Raw genomic sequence first — 19,835 nt, 5'->3', positions numbered from 1 at the left:
CAACCCTTTCCGTCGTCCCTCGTCTTTTTATTAAGCAAATACCGTGCCAACTTTTTAAAGTGGTCTTACCAATAATGAAAACGCATTCAAAACACAGTAAAATCAATACTTTGGAAAATAACAAAAGATTCTGTCTCATTTTGTCGCTTTTTGTATACCATGCAATAAATTGCACGGTACGCAATTTATTGCATGCTATTTTTTGCACACTCATACTTTTCTAGCTTGTAATATAAATTTCGAACCGAAATTCCTAACGCTCTTGCTGTTTGTGTTTTATTTCCACCAAACCTCTCTAAATATTCATGAATGATATTCCCTTCAAACTCCGTCACTAAATGCTCAAGTGGCTTTTCTTCTAACTCAGGTAATAAATGAGCTTGCTTTGACTCCACCTGCTCTTCGTTATGTAATGGCGGTAAATGTTGTACATCAATATAAGTCTCGTTATAATTCATAAAGATAATAGCTCTCCCCAAAATGTTTTCAAGTTCCCTCACATTCCCTGGCCATTCATATGATTGTAAATAGGAAATAGCAGAATTAGTGAGCCCCTCTATATTTCGGCCATAATCTTGGTTAATTTTTTGAATTAATCTGTCTGCGATTGCCGGTATATCCCCTTTACGCTGACGAAGGGATGGAATGTGAATTGGAATTTTATTTAATCGATAATATAAATCCTCCCTGAATTCTCCTTCTAAAATGGCTTTTTCTAAATTCACGTGCGTCGCTGCAATTACTCTGACATTAATAGGGATTGCTTTCGTTCCACCAACTTTTACAATTTCTTTCTCTTGCAAAACGCGAAGGAGTTTCGCTTGCGTATTGGCAGATAGTTCGCCTATTTCATCTAAAAAGATACTGCCGTTATTCGCTTCCTCAAAGAATCCACGTTTTCCGCCTCTTTTCGCGCCAGAAAACGCCCCTTCCTCATAACCAAATAATTCACTTTCTAACAAGGTCTCCGAAATAGCTGCACAGTTTACACGAACGAACTTATTATATTTTCGATTACTTCCATTATGGATAGCATGTGCAAACAATTCTTTACCTGTCCCTGACTCCCCGCGTAGCAATACTGTTGCTGGTGTATTCGCCCCCAGTTTTGCCTGCTCAATAGCAGCCGTTGTTTCATCTGAATTTCCGACAATGTCATCAAATGAATATTTCGCTTCTAACGTTCGAATAATTTGCCTTGCTCGATTCAATTCATTTGTTAACTTTTGAATTTCTGATACGTCACGAATTACACCAACGCTCCCTTTCAATATTCCATCTACAATGACTGGTGCTACGTTTACAATTACGTCTCGCTTTTTTTGTCCAATCTTCATATGTATTCCTCGTACTGCCCTACGCGTTCGAAGTACTTTCATATGCATACTTTCACCTTCTACAATATCAGTTGTAGCTGGCTTTCCAATAATGTCCTCTTCTGTTAAACCTGTTAATTTCGTATATGCAGGGTTAATTACTAACCCTCGTCCTTTTTCATCCACGACCGAAATGGCTTCCTCAGACGAGTTAATAATCGCCTCAAGTAACGTTTGAATCTCCTTTAAATCTGTAACTTCTTCCGCAAGATCTACAACCTCTGTTATATCTTTAAAAATCGCAAATGCCCCTTGTACCTCTCCTCCCTCTTTTAATATTGGAATACGGGTTGTAATAATTTTCTTTCCATTCTCAAGCGTCAGTTCATAATTTACTTCTATTTGTTTCGTACGTATAATACGAAGCAGCTTACTAGTCGGAATAACTTCTAAAATATATTTGCCTACCGCATCTTCTTTTTTATATCCGATAATACGTTCTGCACTTTTATTAAATAGGCGAACTTGTCCTTCTTGATCAATCACTATCATACCGTCATGCGTGGAGTTTAAAATTAAATCACCTTGCTGCGTTTGCTCTTCTAACTTTCCAATTAAATCTTCCTTCTCATGTGCTAATCTCGTAACAATCTTTGCAATATCACCTGGTATAAGAAGAGTATCTTTATGCTTTTTCTTTAATAAATCTTTATGTAAATCATCGTCACCTGTCATATCAAACATTACATCAATGTGCATAGAAAGAAACGGAGTCACACTCTCTCCAATTGCAATCCCGTATTCCTTTGCCATCTGTAACCCTTTTGCTATCGGATTTATATCAATAATCCCTATAATTTGAAATATATTCGAACTCTGTAACAGACGTAGCAGTGTACTACCACCTTCACCTGCACCAACAATTAAAACTTTTTGTTTCATATATTACACTTCCTCTCGAAGTATCTCTGCAAAATTTTTCACACCCTTATCTTACTCGTTCAGCCCCCTCTTGACAAACCCCCTTTTCATATAACATTATTGAAATAAACGAAATAATCTGAAAAGGAGCGTTTATATGCAGCGTTACCTTGCTCTATTATTAGCACTCATCCCTATTTCATTAGCTGTGCTTGGCATTAAGTTAATGAGAGATACAGTATTCGGGATTCTATTTCCTCCACTCTCTATACTTTGGTTACAATTTTTAATTGGCGCTCTTTGCTTCGGACTAGGGTTTTATATTTTTGGTGGCTTCGTCTTACACCGAGACCGTAAACGAAATAAAGTACAAGCGCGCTTTAAAAGATAGGAAAGTCCTACTACTTATCAATAAAAAAATGAGACCGTTACACGCGGTCTCATTTTTTTATTGGCAATAACGTTCTTGCCGTTTCAGGATAATCAGTAATAATCGCCGATATGTTCATATCAAAATATTTACGCATAAGTGTTTCTTCATTAATTGTATAGGGCCGAACTTCTACATCACTTTCCATCGTTAATTCAGCAATGGCATCTTGAAGGTAACGATAATTCGGATGCACCGCAGTAGCTCCCATCTTTTTTGCATATGCCCATGGGCTATGCAGGCCTTCGCGATATAAAATCGCTGTTTGAATATCAGGAGCCATCATATGACACCTTTTCATACTGTAGTGATTAAATGAAGAAAATATAACACGATTTTCTAAATTAAATTTGCGTACAAGCGTTATAACTTCTTCCTCTAAGCCTCTGTATGGAATTTTATTATTTTTAAGTTCAACATTAAGTAACAACCCTGTTTGTTCAATCCATTGTAACACTTCTTCTAAAAGAGGTATTTTACAAAAACCTACTTTATCACCAAATTTATAGCTCGCATCTAATTTACATAAATCCTCATATACATAATTTCGAACCGCACCTTTTCCATTTGTTGTCCGGTCCACTGTTTCATCATGAATGACGACAACCTTTCCGTCTTTCGTTAATTGAACATCAAGCTCAATTCCATCTGCCTTAAAAGATTCAGCTGCTTCAAATGAAATCATCGTATTTTCTGGGTACGTTCCCGCTGCACCACGATGTGCAAATATAAGAGTCATCCTCACTCCCCCAATCTTATGCTATACTATACGAAAAAGGAGGTACTTCTATGAGACCATTACAAATTTCTCCAGACACTGCAGTCCGCCTATCAAAAGCATTAGGTGTTCCACTTGAACAACTTATGCATATGCCGCAGCACATTTTAATTCAAAAGTTAGTTGAATTAGAAAAACAAAATAAAGACGAAGAATAATACAGTCCTGTTTCACAGGACTTTTTATTATTTTCTATTATATCACGGATGACTTGCTTGCTAAAATCCCTCATCGGATATACCGTGATTCAATTTAACCTTCACTTCGAACATGTACAATAAAAAGACCAACGAATTCTAACATTCATTGGTCTTTAATTAAAAAGTTCATTGGTTTTAAATTTACTATCAAGTATACATTTCAAGAATTATTAAAAACTTAAATCCCTTACTTCTTCTATTCTCAGCTAGCCTTATGTTCAAGTCTCAGCTTATCCGCAACCATTGCGATGAACTCGGAGTTCGTAGGTTTTGCTTTTGACATAGATACTGTATAACCGAATAAGGACGAAATAGAATCGATATTCCCGCGACTCCATGCTACCTCAATTGCGTGACGGATTGCCCGCTCGACACGGCTTGCTGTTGTATTATATTTCTTCGCGATATCTGGATACAATACTTTCGTAATAGATCCAAGTAATTCGATGTCATTGTACACCATAGAAATTGCTTCCCTTAAGTACATGTACCCTTTAATATGAGCAGGCACACCAATTTCATGAATGATACTCGTAATGCTTGCATCTAAGTTTTTCGGTTTTCCATCTACTGTTGTTGCTGATCGGAAAGATGGCAGTGGACGTTTAATAGTAGCGTTCGCTTTACCGCTCACTTGACGAATATGACTCGTTAAATTCTCCATATCAAATGGTTTTAATATGAAATATGACGCACCTAAGTCAACTGCTTTTTTCGTCACATCTTCTTGTCCAAACGCTGTCAACATAATTACGCTAGGCTGTCTTAACCTTTCAATATGGCGCATTTTCTCTAGTACAGCTAACCCATCTAAATGTGGCATAATAATATCTAATACAAGTACATCCGGCTGCTTATCTTTTAATAAATTTAAACACTCTTGACCATTATAAGCAGTACCGATTACTTCCATATCCTCTTGAGCAGCTACATAACTCTCTAGCATTGATACTAATTCTTTATTATCATCCACAAGACATACTTTAATTTTCTCCACAGCTTTTCCTCCCTTACCGAATCGATTCTCCGACATGTGTATCCTTCTAGGCTACATGAATTGTTCGACAATTGTGTGAAAATTCCCTTTTAAAGTTTGTTACTTTCCGATAAAATCACAAAAAAATATGTTTATCGTTTATTTATTCCTTTTCGCAACACATTCCATCATAGAAAAACAACGAAACGTTCAACCCTTTCCTTTTATTTTACAACAAAAAACACCTCTTGCGGAGCTTTTACAAAATTTCAACGAATTTTTCAATAAAAAAACGAGCTAATTATTAATTAGCTCGCTTTTCTTTCTTGATCATAAATGTTAATTCCAGCCTCATGTAACATCCATTCAATATGAACACCATATCCTGATGTTGGATCATTTACAAATACATGTGTAACCGCGCCAATTACCTTTCCATTTTGTACAATTGGACTTCCGCTCATCCCCTGTACGATACCACCTGTTTTCGCTAATAAACGTTTATCTGTTACTTTTATTACCATGCCTTTTGTTGCCGGAAACTTTTGAGGTACTGTACTCACAACTTCAATATCAAACGCTTCCACTTTATCTTGATCAATAACTGTTAATATTTTTGCTGGTCCTTCTTTTACTTGATGAGATAGTGCAATAGGCATTGCTTTATCCATTACGCCATTTGTCATATTTGTATTCAATTTGCCAAAAATACCAAATGGACTATTGATTGTAATATTGCCAATCACTTCACGATCAGGTGAGAACCTCGCTAATTTCTCCCCTGGATTCCCATGACTACCTCTTTCAATTGATGTAACTGTCGAACGCATAATTTGTCCATCTTCGACTTGAATCGGCTTTTTCGTATCATTATCAGAAATGACATGACCAAGTGCCCCATATTTCATAGAATCAGGATGAACAAATGTCATTGTTCCGATTCCAGCTGCCGAATCACGAATATATAAACCAATGCGATAAGACGATTCTCCACTGTCTTTTTGTGGTGTTAATTTAGTGCGGATATGCTTTCCATCCCTTAACAAAACGAGATTAAGCGGTTCGCCTGTTTCCCCACTATTATGAATAAATGGTGCTACATCACTCATTCTTTCAATTGTTTTACCATTAATTTCAGTAATCATATCTCCAATTTGCACACCAGCTGTTTCACCAGGAGATACTTTCCCTTTTTCAGTTTGAATTAAATGATGGCCTACAACAAGTACCCCTTTTGTGTTTAACTTTACACCAATTGATTGTCCACCTGGAATAACTTTGAAATCTTTTAATACTCTCACATTTACTTTTTTCACTGGAAAACCAGCAAGCTGAAACACCATATCTGCTTCACCATTTTGATGAGAATTTACCATAAGTCCTTGTTTTTGTTCATTTGAACTTACTGTAAACACATGACGATCTGTAGATGAAGCTTTAAACACTGGTAATGAAGCTATTTCTGATTGTTGTCCTTCAAAAACAACAAGTTGCTTCGGAGATGAAATAAACGTCCGAAGCGGTTTAAAACACCCAATAAAAACTAAAGAAACAAGGAGAAAAATACCTATTATTTTGCGAAATCTTTCTAATTTCAATTTATTCACTCTCCTCGCTCCTACCCCACATTCAGCCTTTTGGCTTCACTTTTTAATCTCTCCTTGCAATGCTTTATTTATAACCGGAAGAATTAAGAAATCATCATTTGAGAAAAAAAGCTATCCATTACTGGATAGCCTCTGCTGTCTGTTTAAAATGATGCGCTTGCGTAAGTAATTCTTTCGCATGTTCTGTCGTTAAATCTGTAATTTCCACACCAGAAATCATTCGAGCTATTTCTGTTACTTTATCCTCCATAGTTAAAACGGTAACTGATGTAATTGTTCGATCATTTGCTACTTGTTTTCGAATAAATAAATGCGAATCCGCCATTGAAGCTACTTGAGGTAAGTGCGTAATACAAAGTACTTGTGAGTTTACTGATACTCGATAAATCTTTTCCGCAATAGCCTGTGCGACCCGGCCACTTACACCAGTATCCACTTCATCAAAAATAACAGATGCAACACCTTGATGCTTAGAAAAAATGCTTTTTAAAGCTAAAATAATACGGGATAACTCTCCGCCAGAAGCAACCTTTGAAAGTGGTTTTAGCGGCTCACCCGGATTTGTTGAAATATAAAATTCCACATGATCGTAACCATCCGCTGTAAGTCTTACCGGTGCTCCCTCCACGAGAGGCTCTTCTGCATTTCCTTCTCGCTTCATGATTCTCACTTCAAATTTTGTTTTTTCCATATATAATTCTTTTAATTCCTGATGAATGGCATTTGTAAGATGCTCTGCAAGTTCATGACGCATATTACTTAACAACGTTGCTTCTTTCAGAATAACACTTTCTAATTCCTTCAACTGTTTCTTCGTCGTTTCAATATGAACGTCTTTATTTTCAATCGTAAAAATTTCTTGTTCAATTTTATCAGCATACGCTAAAATCTCTTCTACAGTATTTCCATATTTTCTCTTTAGCATACGAATTTCATTTAAACGCGTTTCAATTTCGTCTAAGCGATTCGGATCATATTCCATCATATCGAGCTTTTCTCTTAGTTGATACGCAACTTCTTCTAATAAATAATAACTATTGGCAATGGAATCATGATTTTCTTGATACACTTCATCTAAATGTGTAATACTCTCCATTTGTCCCATTGCGCTTCGTACATTATCTAACCCTTGTCCGTCAGCACTTAACGAGCGATACGCGTCACCTAATGCTTTATAAATCTTTTCGAAATTAGAAATTTGCAATCGTTCTTCAGTTAAGTCATTTTCTTCATCCATCTTTAAATCAGCTTTACGGATTTCTTCATGCTGGAATTGAATTAAATCTAAGCGATGCGCCATTTGTTGTTCATTTTCACTTAACGATTTCAACTGTTTTTTTAATTTCTCATAGTCAGCATATACGTTTTGGTATATATCTAATTGTTTAACGATACGCTCTCCATCAAAATGATCGAGCATAAATAAATGACGTTCTTCATTCATTAAGTCTTGCGTTTCGTGTTGCCCATGAATATCAACAAGTGTTTTTCCAATTTCTTTTAATACACTAAGGGTAACTAGTTTTCCATTTACACGACATACACTTTTTCCGTTTGCAGCGATATCACGCTTCAAAATAATCATGCCGTCTTCTATTTCTATATCCAACTCTTCTGCTTTTTCAATACATGGATGCTTATCATCTTCCACATAAAATAGCCCCTCTATCTCAGCTTTTTCTGTTCCATATCGAACAAATTCTGCTGAACCACGGCCACCTACAAGTAAACTAATCGCATCAATAATAATCGATTTTCCGGCCCCTGTTTCACCACTTAAAACCGTTAATCCTTTTTGAAAAGAAATATTTAATGCCTCAATAATAGCAAAGTTTCTAATCGATAATTCCGATAACAATGCCCCATTCACCTCGTTATAAACTAATCCCCTATGAAGGGCTTTTCTCAGTTCTTTATTCAAATAGTCATACTATATGTTTGTATGTATAAATTACTTTTCTAACCGCTCCATTGTACCAAACATTTGTTTTACGGGTCAATCCATCTATTTCCTAATTTTATTCAAAGAAAATATTATATTACAATTAAGAATTCACGTTTTTAACCAATAAAAATATCCTGTTCACTTTCCACTTTACAGAGGAAAGCAAACAAGATTTTTTTGTTACAGCATATTTAAGAAACGATCAGAGACAACACCTGTATCTTCAGGTGTACGGCAAATAATTAAGCAAGTATCATCACCACAAATGGTTCCGATGATCTCATCCCACTCTAAATGATCAATAAGTGCTCCAAGTGAATGAGCGTTACCAGGCAATGTTTTTAGCACAAGCATATGTCCTGCCGTGTCTAATTTTACAAATGAATCCACTAGATTGCGTTTTAATTTTTGTAACGGGTTAAATCGTTGATCTGCTGGCAAGCTATATTTATAGCGACCATCATGTAATGGCACTTTCACTAAGTGCAATTCTTTAATATCGCGCGATACTGTCGCTTGCGTTACATTAAATCCCTCATTACGTAGAATATCAACTAATTCATCTTGTGTTTCAATTTCTTTGTTCGCAATAATTTCCCTGATTTTAATATGGCGCTGACCTTTATTCATACATTTGCACCTCACACTATCTCTTACCATAGTTTAAACATTGGTATACTTCACTTATTTATGTTAACTTATAATTCGTTACTTGTACACAATTGTTTTTACAATCATTATACAATTACAACAAAAAGAGGAACAACATATGTTATTCCCCTTTCCCTTTTTGTTTTAGGACATCATGTGCCTCTGTAACTACTTGCTCAACAGAAACTGGAGAATGATTTTCGCCATTCTCACGTTCACCATGCCATTTCAGATGAATTAAAAATTCAATGTTACCATCCCCGCCCGTAATCGGTGAGAATGTTAAACCTTCTACGTCGTATCCTTCTTTTATAGCAAAGTCTACAATCATTTCTACGACAGCCTCATGTACTTTTCGATCGCGAACGATACCCTTTTTACCAACTTGCTCTCTTCCAGCTTCAAACTGAGGTTTAATTAACGCTGCTACATCCCCATTCGGCATAAGCATTGTTTTTAAAACTGGTAATATAAGTTTTAATGATATAAACGAAACATCGATACTAGCAAATTGCGGTAAACCACGTTCTAAGTCTGCTGGTGTTACGTAACGGAAGTTCGTTCGTTCCATTACGACAACACGCTCATCTTGACGCAATTTCCACGCAAGTTGATTGTACCCTACATCTAATGCATAAGATAATTTCGCTCCATTTTGAAGCGCGCAATCGGTAAAGCCACCAGTTGATGAACCAATATCTATCATAACTTTATCTTGTAAATCAAGATGAAATGTCTCTAATGCCTTTTCAAGTTTATAACCACCACGGCTTACATACGGCATAACTTGCCCCTTCACCGTAATCTCTGTATCTTGTGGGATTTTCTCTCCTGGCTTATCCAATCTCATCTCATTCGCATATACAAGGCCGGCCATAATGGCGCGTTTTGCTTTCTCACGTGTTTCTATAAGCCCTCGCTCTACTAATAGTACATCTACTCTTTCTTTTTTCGCACTCATTTGTTACGCCCTTTTTTGTTTTGATGGAATCATTGTATGAATACGGTCTACAACAGCATCTGTCGTTAAACCGATTTCTTCTAATAATTTTGTTACACTACCGTGCTCTATGAAACGATCTGGAATACCCATTCGTTCAACTAACGCACTATGGTACCCGTTCTCAGACGCAAATTCAACTACTCCTGTTCCAAAACCACCAATTAAGCAAGCTTCTTCAATCGTTAAAATTGGTATATTTTTTCCTAAGAGATCATGTAAATATGCTTCATCCATTGGTTTAATGAAGCGAGCGTTCACTACTTTCACTGAAACTCCAGCCTTTTCAAGACGCTCAGCCGCTTCCATTGCCATTGGTATTGTCGTACCAAATGTTAAAATAGCTGCTTGTGTACCTTCTTTTAACGTTTCCCATGAACCGATTGGAATCGCCTTTAATTCTTCATCCATATGAACGCCAAGTCCATTACCTCGCGCATAACGTAATGCGATTGGTCCATCTTCATATTGCATTGCCGTGTATACTAAATGTTGCCCTTCATTTTCATCTTTTGGCATCATAAGTACCATATTCGGCAAGTGGCGTAAGAATGAAATATCAAATACACCTTGATGCGTTTCACCATCTGCTCCTACTAAACCAGAGCGATCGATTCCGATGAAAACATTTAAATTTTGGCGGCATATATCATGAACAACTTGGTCATATGCTCTTTGTAAAAATGTTGAATAAATCGCTAAGAATGGTTTCATACCTTGCGTTGCCATACCCGCTGCCATTGTTGTAGCATGCTGTTCTGCAATACCTACATCAATCATACGATCTGGGAATTCTTTTTGGAATTTCTCAAGTTTCGATCCAACAGGCATTGCAGGTGTAATTGCAACGATACGCTCATCCGTTCTCGCTAACTTAAGTACTGTTTCACTAACAACAGCACTCCATGCTGGTGCAACTTCTTTCGGTTTAACGAAGTCGCCTGATTCAATTTTATAAGGTCCTGTTCCATGCCAAGTGCCAATAACATCACTCTCTGCTGGTTTGTAACCTTTTCCTTTTTTCGTAATAACATGAACAAGCACTGGGCCTTTTGTTTTCTTTGCATATTGCAACGTTTCGAATAACTTTTCATAATCATGTCCATCGACTGGACCTAAATATGTAAAGCCTAACTCTTCGAAAAAGACACCGGATACTAGTAAATATTTAAGACTATCTTTTATTTTCTCTGCTGTCGCAGCAACTTTCCCACCGACAGCTGGGATTTTCTTCAAAATATACTCTAGCTCGTCTTTTACCCAATGGTATTTTCCTGCGGTACGTAGACGTCCAAGCACATTATGAAGCGCACCAACGTTTGGCGCAATTGACATTTCATTATCATTCAAAATAACAATCATGTCTGTTTTTTCATGTCCAATATGGTTCAATGCCTCTAAAGCCATTCCGCCCGTTAAAGCACCATCACCAATGATTGGTATAACATATTCTTTCGTTTTCTTTAAATCACGTGCTAGAGCCATTCCCATTGCAGCAGATAATGATGTCGAGCTATGGCCCGTTTCCCATACATCGTGCTCACTCTCACAACGTTTTGGGAAACCACATAGACCTTGATATTGCCTTAATGTGCCGAATTCTTTTGCACGTCCAGTTAAAATTTTATGTACATAGGATTGATGTCCTACATCCCATAAAAATTTATCTTTCGGACTATCAAATAATTTATGCAGAGCAATTGTGAGTTCTACTACACCTAAATTAGGCGCAATATGTCCACCTGTTTGAGAGAGCTCTTCAATTAAAAACTTACGAATATCCTCACTCAATCCCTCTAGTTCACTGATAGACATATCTTTCAAAAAACTAGGGTTTTGAATTTGCGTTAGATCCACATGGATCACTCACTTTCATTTCATAATCTGTCAACATGTCAAATATTATAAAAAACATTTACACAAAACAAGAAATTCTCTTTTTTTATTTTTCACCTTGTCCTGCTATTAACCAGTCTATTGCGCCCTAATCTTATTATAAACCATATTTCTTTAGGCGATGAAAAAAATAGCCGCTAACACGAAGTGATAACGGCAATGTAATCTACATATATTTTTGCCAATAACAAGAAAAGAAAAACCTTTTCCTACATTTATATCATAAAATGATGAATGACTCAACAAATGAAAACGCTGTTATATTAGTTATTACGTTTTGCAATCAAATCGCAAATAGATAGTAAATATTCATCTTGTAATTGCAAGGAACTAATAGCATCTTTTGCTTTTGCAATCGTTTCTTCTAAAATATCCTTTGCTCTATCTACAGTAAATAACGTCGTATATGTGCTCTTTTCGTTGGAAACATCACTACCAATCGGTTTTCCAATCTCTTCTTCGGTTCCTTCCACATCTAAAATATCATCTCGAATTTGGAAAGCTAGGCCGATATATTTTGCAAACTCAAGTAATTTTTCTTCCTGTTCTTCTGTGGCATTAGAAAGTATCGACCCTGCAAGTACAGCGAATTCAAGTAGTTTCCCAGTCTTATGCTTATGAATATACTCTAGCTCATCGATCGTAAGCTGTTTCCCTTCCGCTTCCATATCTGCTACTTGTCCGCCAACCATTCCCTCTGGCCCTGCCGCCTTTGCAAGCTCAAGAACAAGTCTTACTTTTTTCTCAGCAGAGATTTCCTTTTGTTCATATGCCATAATAACTTGAAAAGCATATGTCAACAAACCATCTCCTGCTAAAACTGCCATCGCTTCACCAAATACTTTATGATTTGTGGGCTTCCCTCTTCTTAAATCATCATCATCCATACAAGGTAAATCATCATGAACTAACGAGTATGTATGTATCATTTCAAGAGCACAAGCTGCACCTACACCAAGATTTTTTTCTTTACCAAACGCTTGTAATGTTGCAAATAAAAGTAACGGGCGGAGACGCTTTCCACCCGCTTCCAAAGAATATGCCATCGCTTCACGAAGTACATTTGGACATTGTAATTCATTTGCATAGCTTACAAGCTTCTCTTCTACGAAAGTTTTACTTTCTTTCAAAAAAGTATCAAAAGCAATTGTCACTATGCTTCATCTCCTAAAGCAGTAAACGGTTCAAGCTCTCCATCTTCCCCAAGAATAACTGCCATTTGTTCTTGTACGTTCTTCAACTTCTCATCACAAAGCTTAGATAATTCCATACCCTCTTTAAAATAAGAAATTGCTTCTTCTAAAGGTACGTCACCTTGCTCTAACTTAGAAACGAGGTGCTCAAGTTGCGAAATTGCCTCTTCAAAGCTTAATTTATTTTCCATTATTCAATTCACGCTCCTCTATTCCTGATACGCTACAATCTAGTATTCCATCTTGTAATTGAACTGAAACAGCATCTCCAAGGCTAACATCTTTCACACTTTTTAACACTTGCTTCTCTTCATCATATACAAGCCCGTACCCTCTCATCATTACTTTAAGCGGACTTAGCGCTTCAAGTTTTTGAGCAGCTCTTACAAAGGCAAATTCTTTCGTTTGGAGTAACGTTTGCATTTCACGTTGCAATTGCTTTTGCAATGTTTCAACTGCTACCTTCGTTTGCATAATTTTTTGAGATGGGTGGTGCTTCTCTAAATAAAATGAAAGCTGTTTTAACTGATTTACCTTTTTATCAATATAGCGCTCTTTCGCTAACACAAGCTGTTCTAACGCTCTATCCAATTGTTCTTCTTTTTGCTCATATACTTGTCTTGGATAACGGAACGCATAAGATTTTTGCAATACTTGTAGTTTTTCTTCTTTTTTATGTACTAACTCTCTCATTGCTCTTTGCAACCTTAGAGTTCTTTGTAATACCTTTTCTTGTAACTCGATAATATTAGGCGCTGCCAGCTCAGCCGCTGCAGTTGGTGTTGGTGCTCTTAAATCGGCAACAAAATCCGCAATTGTAAAGTCTGTTTCATGTCCTACTGCTGAAATAATAGGGATCTCACTCTTGAAAATAGCTCTTGCAACCATTTCTTCGTTAAACGCCCACAATTCCTCAATAGAACCTCCACCGCGCCCAACGATTAGGACATCTATCCCTTCCATTTCATTCGCTGTACGGATCGCTTGTACAATTGAGGGAGCTGCTGACTCCCCCTGTACAAGTACTGGAAACACAATAACATTTCCAATTGGATAACGACGTTTAATCGTTGTTATAATATCACGAATCGCTGCTCCTGTTGGTGACGTAATCACACCTATTGTTTTCGCATAAGGAGGGATTGTTTTTTTATAAACTTGAGAAAACAATCCTTCTTCCTCTAAACGAACCTTTAATTGTTCGTAAGCTAAATGCAGGTTTCCGACTCCGTCAGGCTGCATGTCTTGAATATAAATTTGATAAGAACCACTCGCCTCGTAAACAGAAATTTTCCCTTTCACGAGTACCTTCATCCCATTTTCAGGTCTGAATTTAATATTACGATTATGACCCGCAAACATAACCGCTGCGATTCTTGCATTTTCATCTTTCAATGTAAAATACATGTGGCCACGGCTATGATTTTTAAAGTTGGAAATTTCACCTTTTAACCAAACAGACTGTAAATGCGGATCATATTCTATTTTTGTTTTTATATAGCGTGTTAACGCTGTAACGGTTAAATATTGTTTCTCCATTTCTCTCTCCTCATAGCCGACTCAAATTATTTACAAACGACACCTGCACGCTTAGCCGATTCAACAGTATTATGAAGAAGCATTGTGATCGTCATTGGACCAACACCCTTTGGAACAGGTGTAATGTAACCTGCAACATCTAACACGTTGTCAAAGTCAACATCACCACAAAGTTTTCCTGTTTCTAAACGGTTTACACCAACGTCAATTACAACCGCTCCTTCTTTCAGATAATCAGCTGTTACCATTTTAGGTCGTCCTACTGCTACGATTAAAATATCAGCTAGCTTCGTTAACTCTTTCATATTTTGCGTCTTTGAATGACAGTATGTGACAGTTGCATTTTCATTTAAGAACAATTGTCCCACTGGCTTGCCGACAATATTACTTCTTCCAATTACTACAACATGTTTTCCCGAGATATCAAGATTTGTTTCTTTTACTAACTCTACAATACCATGCGGTGTACATGGAAGGAATGTATCTTGTCCCGTCATCATACGTCCCACGCTGATTGGGTGAAATCCATCTACATCTTTTTCTGGTGAAATTCTTTCAATGATAGCTTTTTCTTCAATATGTTTTGGTAAAGGTAATTGCACTAATATGCCATTAATGCGGTCATCTCCATTTAAGCGATCGATTTCAGCAAGCAAACGCTCCTCCGTAATTGTTTCAGGAAATTCAATTAGCTCTGAATAGATTCCTACTTGTTCACAGCCCTTTTCTTTTCCTTTTACATAAGAACGAGATGCTGGATCTTCTCCAACTAAAATAACTGCTAATCCTGGTACAATCCCTTGCTCTTTCAACTTCACAACTTCTTCTGTTAATTGTGCTCGTTTTTTCTCCGCAACTTCATTTCCTTTGATGATTACTGCTACCATTTTAAGATTCCCCCTTAAAGAAATTACAGTGTATCTTTTATATTAGATAAAACGCCGTTAATAAAACGACGAGATTCCTCATCCCCAAATGTTTTAGCAATTTCAATTGCCTCGTTAATTGTTACGTTGTGCGGAATTTCTTCCATATATTTCATTTCATACACAGCTACACGTAAAATACTGCGATCAACAATACTAATACGCTCAAGCTTCCATTTTTTTAAGTTTTGACGAATCGCTTCATCAATTACTTCTTTATTTTCTACAAAACCTACTACAAGTGATTCTAGAAACTCATTTGTTTCTTCACCTTCATCTAGCGTGTTTTCCACCGCTACTTTCGGTTCTAATTCACCTGTAATATCCATTTGATATAATGCTTGCATAGCTCTTTCTCTAGCCGTCCTACGTTTCATTGTAACTCTCCTTTATGCTTCAAGTCTTTCCTTATGCTTTGTTATATTATTATAATTTATAAGCCGTCAATTCACTTACTCTTACAGTTTTCATTGATTTTCCAACCTTATAATACAATGATAATAACACAATTTATCGTTTCACACACGGGTTACAAGGCTGAAAAATAATAAAAAGATTAACTTCAAGTTCCATATCTTATCACAATGTACGTTTTTTGGTAAAACGAAACATTTTCTTTTTTATTTCTCATTTTTTGAAATAGTATAATAATTAGAGGGTTGTAATTTGTGAAGAAACGAAACGATAAAAAAGATGCCTATGTTACTAGGCACCTTTTTCATTCTTACACTGGTTCGATTTCTGTTTTTTGTGTTTCGAATGTTACGCCAACGATGTGAACATTCACTTCTTTTGGCTCAAGCCCTGTCATTGTAAAGAGTGCTTGGCGGATGTTGTCTTGAATCTTTTGTGCAACAACTGGAATTGCTACGCCAAAATACATCACAACATAAAGGTCAACGATAATATCTTCGTTTGCTAATTCAACCTTTACACCTTTACCATGATTTTTCTTACCTAACTTCTCAACAACATCTGTAGCAAAATTACCACGCATTGCCGCTACGCCTTCTACCTCAGCAGCTGCAATACCTGCGATTACTTCAATTACTTCTGGTGCAATTTCTACTTTACCAAGAGTTGTATCTTGACCCATATCTAACATATGTTCAGCCATGAAAAAAACCTCCTTTAATGTATCACTGCGTCACAAGTTCATGCTCTTCCAAAAATTTCGTATTAAACTCACCTTTTACAAAATCAGGATGATCTAACAATTGCAAATGGAACGGGATTGTTGTATGTACGCCTTCAACGACAAACTCACTGAGTGCACGCTTCATTTTTGCAATTGCCTCTTCACGTGTTTTTCCGTGAACAATTAATTTAGCAACCATCGAATCATAGAAAGGTGGGATTGAATATCCCGGATATACAGCTGAATCGACGCGAATACCAAATCCGCCTGGTGGTAAGTACATTTCTACTTTACCTGGAGATGGCATAAATTTTTTGGCAGGGTTTTCCGCATTAATTCGGCATTCAATTGCCCAACCATTAAATTGTACTTCTTCTTGCTGTAACGATAACTTTTCTCCAGAAGCAACAAGAATTTGTTCTTTAATTAAGTCTACCCCTGTTACCATTTCAGTAACTGGATGCTCAACTTGGATTCTCGTATTCATCTCCATGAAATAAAAGCTTTTCGTTTTATATTCATAAATAAACTCAACCGTACCAGCACCTGTATAATCAACCGCTACCGCCGCTTTAACTGCCGCCTCACCCATCTGCTTACGCACATTTTCATCAAGTGCTGGTGATGGACTTTCTTCTAGTAGTTTTTGCAAGCGGCGCTGAATTGTACAATCACGCTCTCCTAAATGAATGGCATTTCCGTGTGTATCTGCCATTATTTGAATCTCAACATGGCGGAAATCTTCAACGTACTTTTCTAAGTATACACCAGGGTTCCCAAAAGCGGTACTAGCTTCTTGCTGTGTAATTTGAATTCCTTTTACAAGCTCTTCTTCATGGCGCGCAACACGAATACCTTTTCCGCCGCCACCTGCAGTCGCTTTAATAATAACAGGATACCCAATTTGATTCGCAAGTTCGATCGCTTCTTCGGTATTTTTAATAATTCCTTGTGAACCTGGTACAATCGGAACCCCTGCTTCTTTCATTGTATCACGAGCAACGTCTTTTGTGCCCATCTTTGAAATAGCTTCTGGACTTGGACCGATAAAAATTAAGTTACACTCACGGCATAACTCTGCAAAATCTGCATTCTCTGCTAAAAATCCGTATCCCGGATGAATTGCATCGCAGCCTGTTAACTTCGCAACACTAATAATGTTCGTCAAATTTAAATAGCTTTCTTTCGAAATCGTTGGTCCTACACAATACGCCTCATCAGCAATTTGTACGTGAAGTGACTCTTTATCTGCTTCTGAATAAATTGCGACTGTTTCAATATCCATTTCTTTACAAGCACGAATAATTCGTACAGCAATTTCCCCACGATTGGCTATTAATACTTTTTTTATCATCACAAAGACTCCCTTATTACGCTTTTACAAGAAATAGCGGTTGTCCATACTCAACAAGCTGTCCGTTATTAACAAGAATCTCAACAATTTCTCCATCTACATCTGCATCGATTTCGTTAAATAACTTCATAGCCTCGACAATACATACGATAGAATCTTTCGATACTCTATCCCCTACACTTACATATGGAGGCGTATCAGGAGAAGAAGAAGAATAGAATGTACCTACCATTGGTGATGTAATTTTATGTAGGTTTTCATTCTGAACAGCTTTTTTCTCTTCTTGTTTTGGCACTTCCACTTGTGCTGCCGCTACTGTTGTTTCAACTTCAACAGGTGCTACTGGTTGCACGGCTTGTTTTGCTACAGGTGCTTGCACCGCAACAACTTCATTACCACGCTTTTTCATTTTGATTGTCGTACCATCTTTTTTGTATTCAAATTCATCAATATTAGAGCTATCAATTAATTTAATTAATTCACGAACTTCTTGAATTTTAAACATGTAAAATCCACTCCCATACTCTTGTTTGTCCCGTTTTTACAGATTTCTCGTCACTAAAAACTAGATTGACTGTAAAAATACGATGTACTCTATTAGATCCTGCATTTCATTTACTAATAGAAATAGTTACTATTTCCATCTTACGATAAATTTTTTAAACATTCCAATTTATATTTCTTTATAATAAATCGAAATTCCTGTAAAAATGTTATCCCATTAAAAACTTAATACCTAGTAATAATACCAAGTTTCACATGAAATTGGCAAGACCACTTCCTAAAAAACATCCACTACTTATTCAAAACTGTACACAGTAACCCCCCACTCCCTCTCTACTCTTCGCCACATCTATAGTCAATAACGTATTTTTACCAAATATTATTTTTTTGTTTACACGTCGTTCATCATTCCTTCATATAAGAATAGTATGTTCAAAGTGTAGAAAATATATTGTATCGAGGTGTGGACATATGATATGGCTCATTCTCTTCTTACCTGCCGTAATGGTCTGGGCATTCGTTCTCTTCATCCACGTCAAATCCGTAAAAAGTAATCACCGCTACCATGAACCACTAATCTTTTACTCACAACGTATTTCTCCGTTCCGAGTTGAACATAGTAAAAACAATTACAAAGACGAAACAGAAAAAAGCTATCGAAAATGATAGCTTTTTTTCTATTATTATTTTTACCCCACTGATTAAAATTTCACTTTATCTAACTATTTTCAAACAATCCGAGTCTTAAAAACGAATAATCCGCGGAGGATTTCCCCACGGATTATTCGTTTTATTTTGTTGGTGGATCAAATTTTACACCTACATCTTTTGATCCGCCTTCACTTCTTACAAGTTGTATAATTTTATTCGCTTCTTTTTGTGAATGTTTTGCTGCTTTTACAGTCACTTTAATGTCAGTTCCATCAGCTCTTACAAGGGCATCTTTATATCCACCTTGAGATTTAATTACTGTCTCAAGTAATTCTTGCTTCGTTTCCATTGTCGTAATGGCATCAAAATTTTCTTTCGCTTTATTTTTTTCTGTTGCTGAAGCTTTTGTTGAACTCATCACTTCTTGTAATTTTGCTTTTTGTTCACTTCGCTGATCTTCCATTTGCATACGTAATGCTGTGAAATTTTCATCACTTGATTGAACTGTTACGTTAGCTTCTTTTTTGCTTGTTTCTTTTGTAGCACTCTCTTTTTTATCTGTTTCTTTGTTTGTTTCTTTATTTGATGTTTCCTTGCTTGTATTCTCTTTTTTTGGCGTTTCTTTAGGTGCTTCATTTGTTACTGCTTTATCAGTACCTTGTTTTTCTTGTCCAATCTTTTCACCTGTTGCCGGCGATGCTGTATTCATTTTTTCTGGAGTTGTTACGTAATACACAGATAGTACAACAACTAAACTCAACATCGTTAATAGCCAAACCGTTTGTTTTTTTAACACTTTATTTCCTCCCT

The 19,835-nt window shown here is 36.6% G+C and carries 20 protein-coding genes; 3 read left to right on the top strand and 17 right to left on the bottom strand.

Translation table 11 applies throughout. The features are described 5' to 3' along the window. Window positions 1–185 precede the first annotated feature (185 nt). Window positions 186–2,258 (bottom strand): sigma-54 interaction domain-containing protein, encoded by a 2,073-nt coding sequence (locus PDK19_RS02800; RefSeq protein ID WP_000811006.1) that lies wholly within the window; start codon window positions 2,256–2,258, stop codon window positions 186–188. Window positions 2,259–2,394: 136 nt separating this feature from the next. Between PDK19_RS02800 and PDK19_RS02795 the strand changes: the two genes are divergently transcribed. Then, window positions 2,395–2,628 carry a DUF2627 domain-containing protein gene (locus tag PDK19_RS02795; RefSeq protein WP_001190192.1) on the top strand — a complete coding sequence of 78 codons (234 nt, stop codon included), beginning with the start codon at window positions 2,395–2,397 and terminating at the stop codon, window positions 2,626–2,628. 49 nt (window positions 2,629–2,677) lie between these two features. On the opposite strand, the gene PDK19_RS02790 is transcribed toward PDK19_RS02795, so the two are convergent. After that, the gene (locus tag PDK19_RS02790; RefSeq protein ID WP_000172558.1) at window positions 2,678–3,406 is read right to left on the bottom strand and encodes a glycerophosphodiester phosphodiesterase; all 729 of its coding nucleotides are present in this window, start codon (window positions 3,404–3,406) and stop codon (window positions 2,678–2,680) included. 50 nt (window positions 3,407–3,456) lie between these two features. Here PDK19_RS02790 and PDK19_RS02785 point away from each other — a divergent pair, with 50 nt between their 5' ends. Beyond that, window positions 3,457–3,603: a YycC family protein gene (locus PDK19_RS02785; RefSeq protein ID WP_001247671.1), complete on the top strand. Its 147-nt coding sequence runs from the start codon at window positions 3,457–3,459 to the stop codon at window positions 3,601–3,603. A 244-nt stretch (window positions 3,604–3,847) separates the two neighbouring features. Here the strand turns inward: PDK19_RS02785 and spo0A are convergent, their stop codons facing one another. The 14 genes from spo0A to accB form a co-directional block, all read right to left on the bottom strand. Then, window positions 3,848–4,642, bottom strand: coding sequence for a sporulation transcription factor Spo0A (gene spo0A / locus PDK19_RS02780; protein ID WP_014297988.1), 795 nt, complete (start codon window positions 4,640–4,642; stop codon window positions 3,848–3,850). 287 nt (window positions 4,643–4,929) lie between these two features. Continuing rightward, entirely contained in the window at window positions 4,930–6,228 is a 1,299-nt protein-coding gene (gene spoIVB, locus PDK19_RS02775; protein WP_002028467.1) for a SpoIVB peptidase, read from the bottom strand. A 118-nt stretch (window positions 6,229–6,346) separates the two neighbouring features. After that, window positions 6,347–8,086: a DNA repair protein RecN gene (recN, locus tag PDK19_RS02770; protein WP_000947752.1), complete on the bottom strand. Its 1,740-nt coding sequence runs from the start codon at window positions 8,084–8,086 to the stop codon at window positions 6,347–6,349. A 267-nt stretch (window positions 8,087–8,353) separates the two neighbouring features. Continuing rightward, complete coding sequence (gene argR / locus PDK19_RS02765; RefSeq protein ID WP_001032581.1) at window positions 8,354–8,803, bottom strand: arginine repressor ArgR; 450 nt, start codon at window positions 8,801–8,803, stop codon at window positions 8,354–8,356. A gap of 142 nt (window positions 8,804–8,945) precedes the next feature. After that, complete coding sequence (locus tag PDK19_RS02760) at window positions 8,946–9,785, bottom strand: TlyA family rRNA (cytidine-2'-O)-methyltransferase (RefSeq protein ID WP_001274742.1); 840 nt, start codon at window positions 9,783–9,785, stop codon at window positions 8,946–8,948. A 3-nt stretch (window positions 9,786–9,788) separates the two neighbouring features. Then, on the bottom strand, window positions 9,789–11,681 hold the full coding sequence (gene dxs, locus PDK19_RS02755; RefSeq protein WP_000366448.1) for a 1-deoxy-D-xylulose-5-phosphate synthase: 1,893 nt from the start codon (window positions 11,679–11,681) through the stop codon (window positions 9,789–9,791). 302 nt (window positions 11,682–11,983) lie between these two features. After that, the gene (gene ispA / locus PDK19_RS02750; RefSeq protein ID WP_000150362.1) at window positions 11,984–12,874 is read right to left on the bottom strand and encodes a (2E,6E)-farnesyl diphosphate synthase; all 891 of its coding nucleotides are present in this window, start codon (window positions 12,872–12,874) and stop codon (window positions 11,984–11,986) included. Next, on the bottom strand, window positions 12,874–13,104 hold the full coding sequence (gene xseB, locus PDK19_RS02745) for an exodeoxyribonuclease VII small subunit (protein WP_000428423.1): 231 nt from the start codon (window positions 13,102–13,104) through the stop codon (window positions 12,874–12,876). Before xseB ends, ispA begins: the two co-directional genes overlap by 1 nt. Further along, window positions 13,094–14,452, bottom strand: a complete 1,359-nt coding sequence (gene xseA / locus PDK19_RS02740) for an exodeoxyribonuclease VII large subunit (protein ID WP_000415266.1) — start codon at window positions 14,450–14,452, stop codon at window positions 13,094–13,096. The genes xseB and xseA overlap by 11 nt, the downstream gene beginning before the upstream one ends. 26 nt (window positions 14,453–14,478) lie before the next feature. Further along, window positions 14,479–15,339 (bottom strand): bifunctional methylenetetrahydrofolate dehydrogenase/methenyltetrahydrofolate cyclohydrolase FolD, encoded by an 861-nt coding sequence (gene folD, locus PDK19_RS02735; RefSeq protein ID WP_000226727.1) that lies wholly within the window; start codon window positions 15,337–15,339, stop codon window positions 14,479–14,481. A 23-nt stretch (window positions 15,340–15,362) separates the two neighbouring features. Further along, a complete protein-coding gene (gene nusB / locus PDK19_RS02730) occupies window positions 15,363–15,755 on the bottom strand; it encodes a N utilization substance protein NusB (RefSeq protein ID WP_000830249.1) in 393 nt (130 codons plus the stop codon). A gap of 347 nt (window positions 15,756–16,102) precedes the next feature. After that, entirely contained in the window at window positions 16,103–16,495 is a 393-nt protein-coding gene (locus PDK19_RS02725) for an Asp23/Gls24 family envelope stress response protein (protein ID WP_000807630.1), read from the bottom strand. A 22-nt stretch (window positions 16,496–16,517) separates the two neighbouring features. Further along, entirely contained in the window at window positions 16,518–17,870 is a 1,353-nt protein-coding gene (gene accC, locus PDK19_RS02720) for an acetyl-CoA carboxylase biotin carboxylase subunit (RefSeq protein ID WP_000592876.1), read from the bottom strand. 16 nt (window positions 17,871–17,886) lie between these two features. Next, window positions 17,887–18,375, bottom strand: coding sequence for an acetyl-CoA carboxylase biotin carboxyl carrier protein (gene accB / locus PDK19_RS02715; RefSeq protein WP_000472870.1), 489 nt, complete (start codon window positions 18,373–18,375; stop codon window positions 17,887–17,889). A gap of 470 nt (window positions 18,376–18,845) precedes the next feature. Between accB and PDK19_RS02710 the strand changes: the two genes are divergently transcribed. After that, on the top strand, window positions 18,846–19,040 hold the full coding sequence (locus PDK19_RS02710; RefSeq protein ID WP_270706551.1) for a DNA recombination protein RecO: 195 nt from the start codon (window positions 18,846–18,848) through the stop codon (window positions 19,038–19,040). Between the two features lie 124 nt (window positions 19,041–19,164). Here PDK19_RS02710 and PDK19_RS02705 read toward each other — a convergent pair whose 3' ends face one another. After that, the gene (locus PDK19_RS02705) at window positions 19,165–19,821 is read right to left on the bottom strand and encodes a SpoIIIAH-like family protein (RefSeq protein WP_000914729.1); all 657 of its coding nucleotides are present in this window, start codon (window positions 19,819–19,821) and stop codon (window positions 19,165–19,167) included. Window positions 19,822–19,835 lie beyond the last annotated feature (14 nt).

Origin of the sequence: Bacillus cereus group sp. BcHK124, assembly GCF_027712065.1 — a bacterium.
In the GTDB taxonomy this organism is placed as follows: Bacteria; Bacillota; Bacilli; order Bacillales; family Bacillaceae_G; genus Bacillus_A; species Bacillus_A pacificus.
Note: the sequence above shows the minus strand (reverse complement) of the source record. Positions and strands in the feature narration are given on the sequence as shown.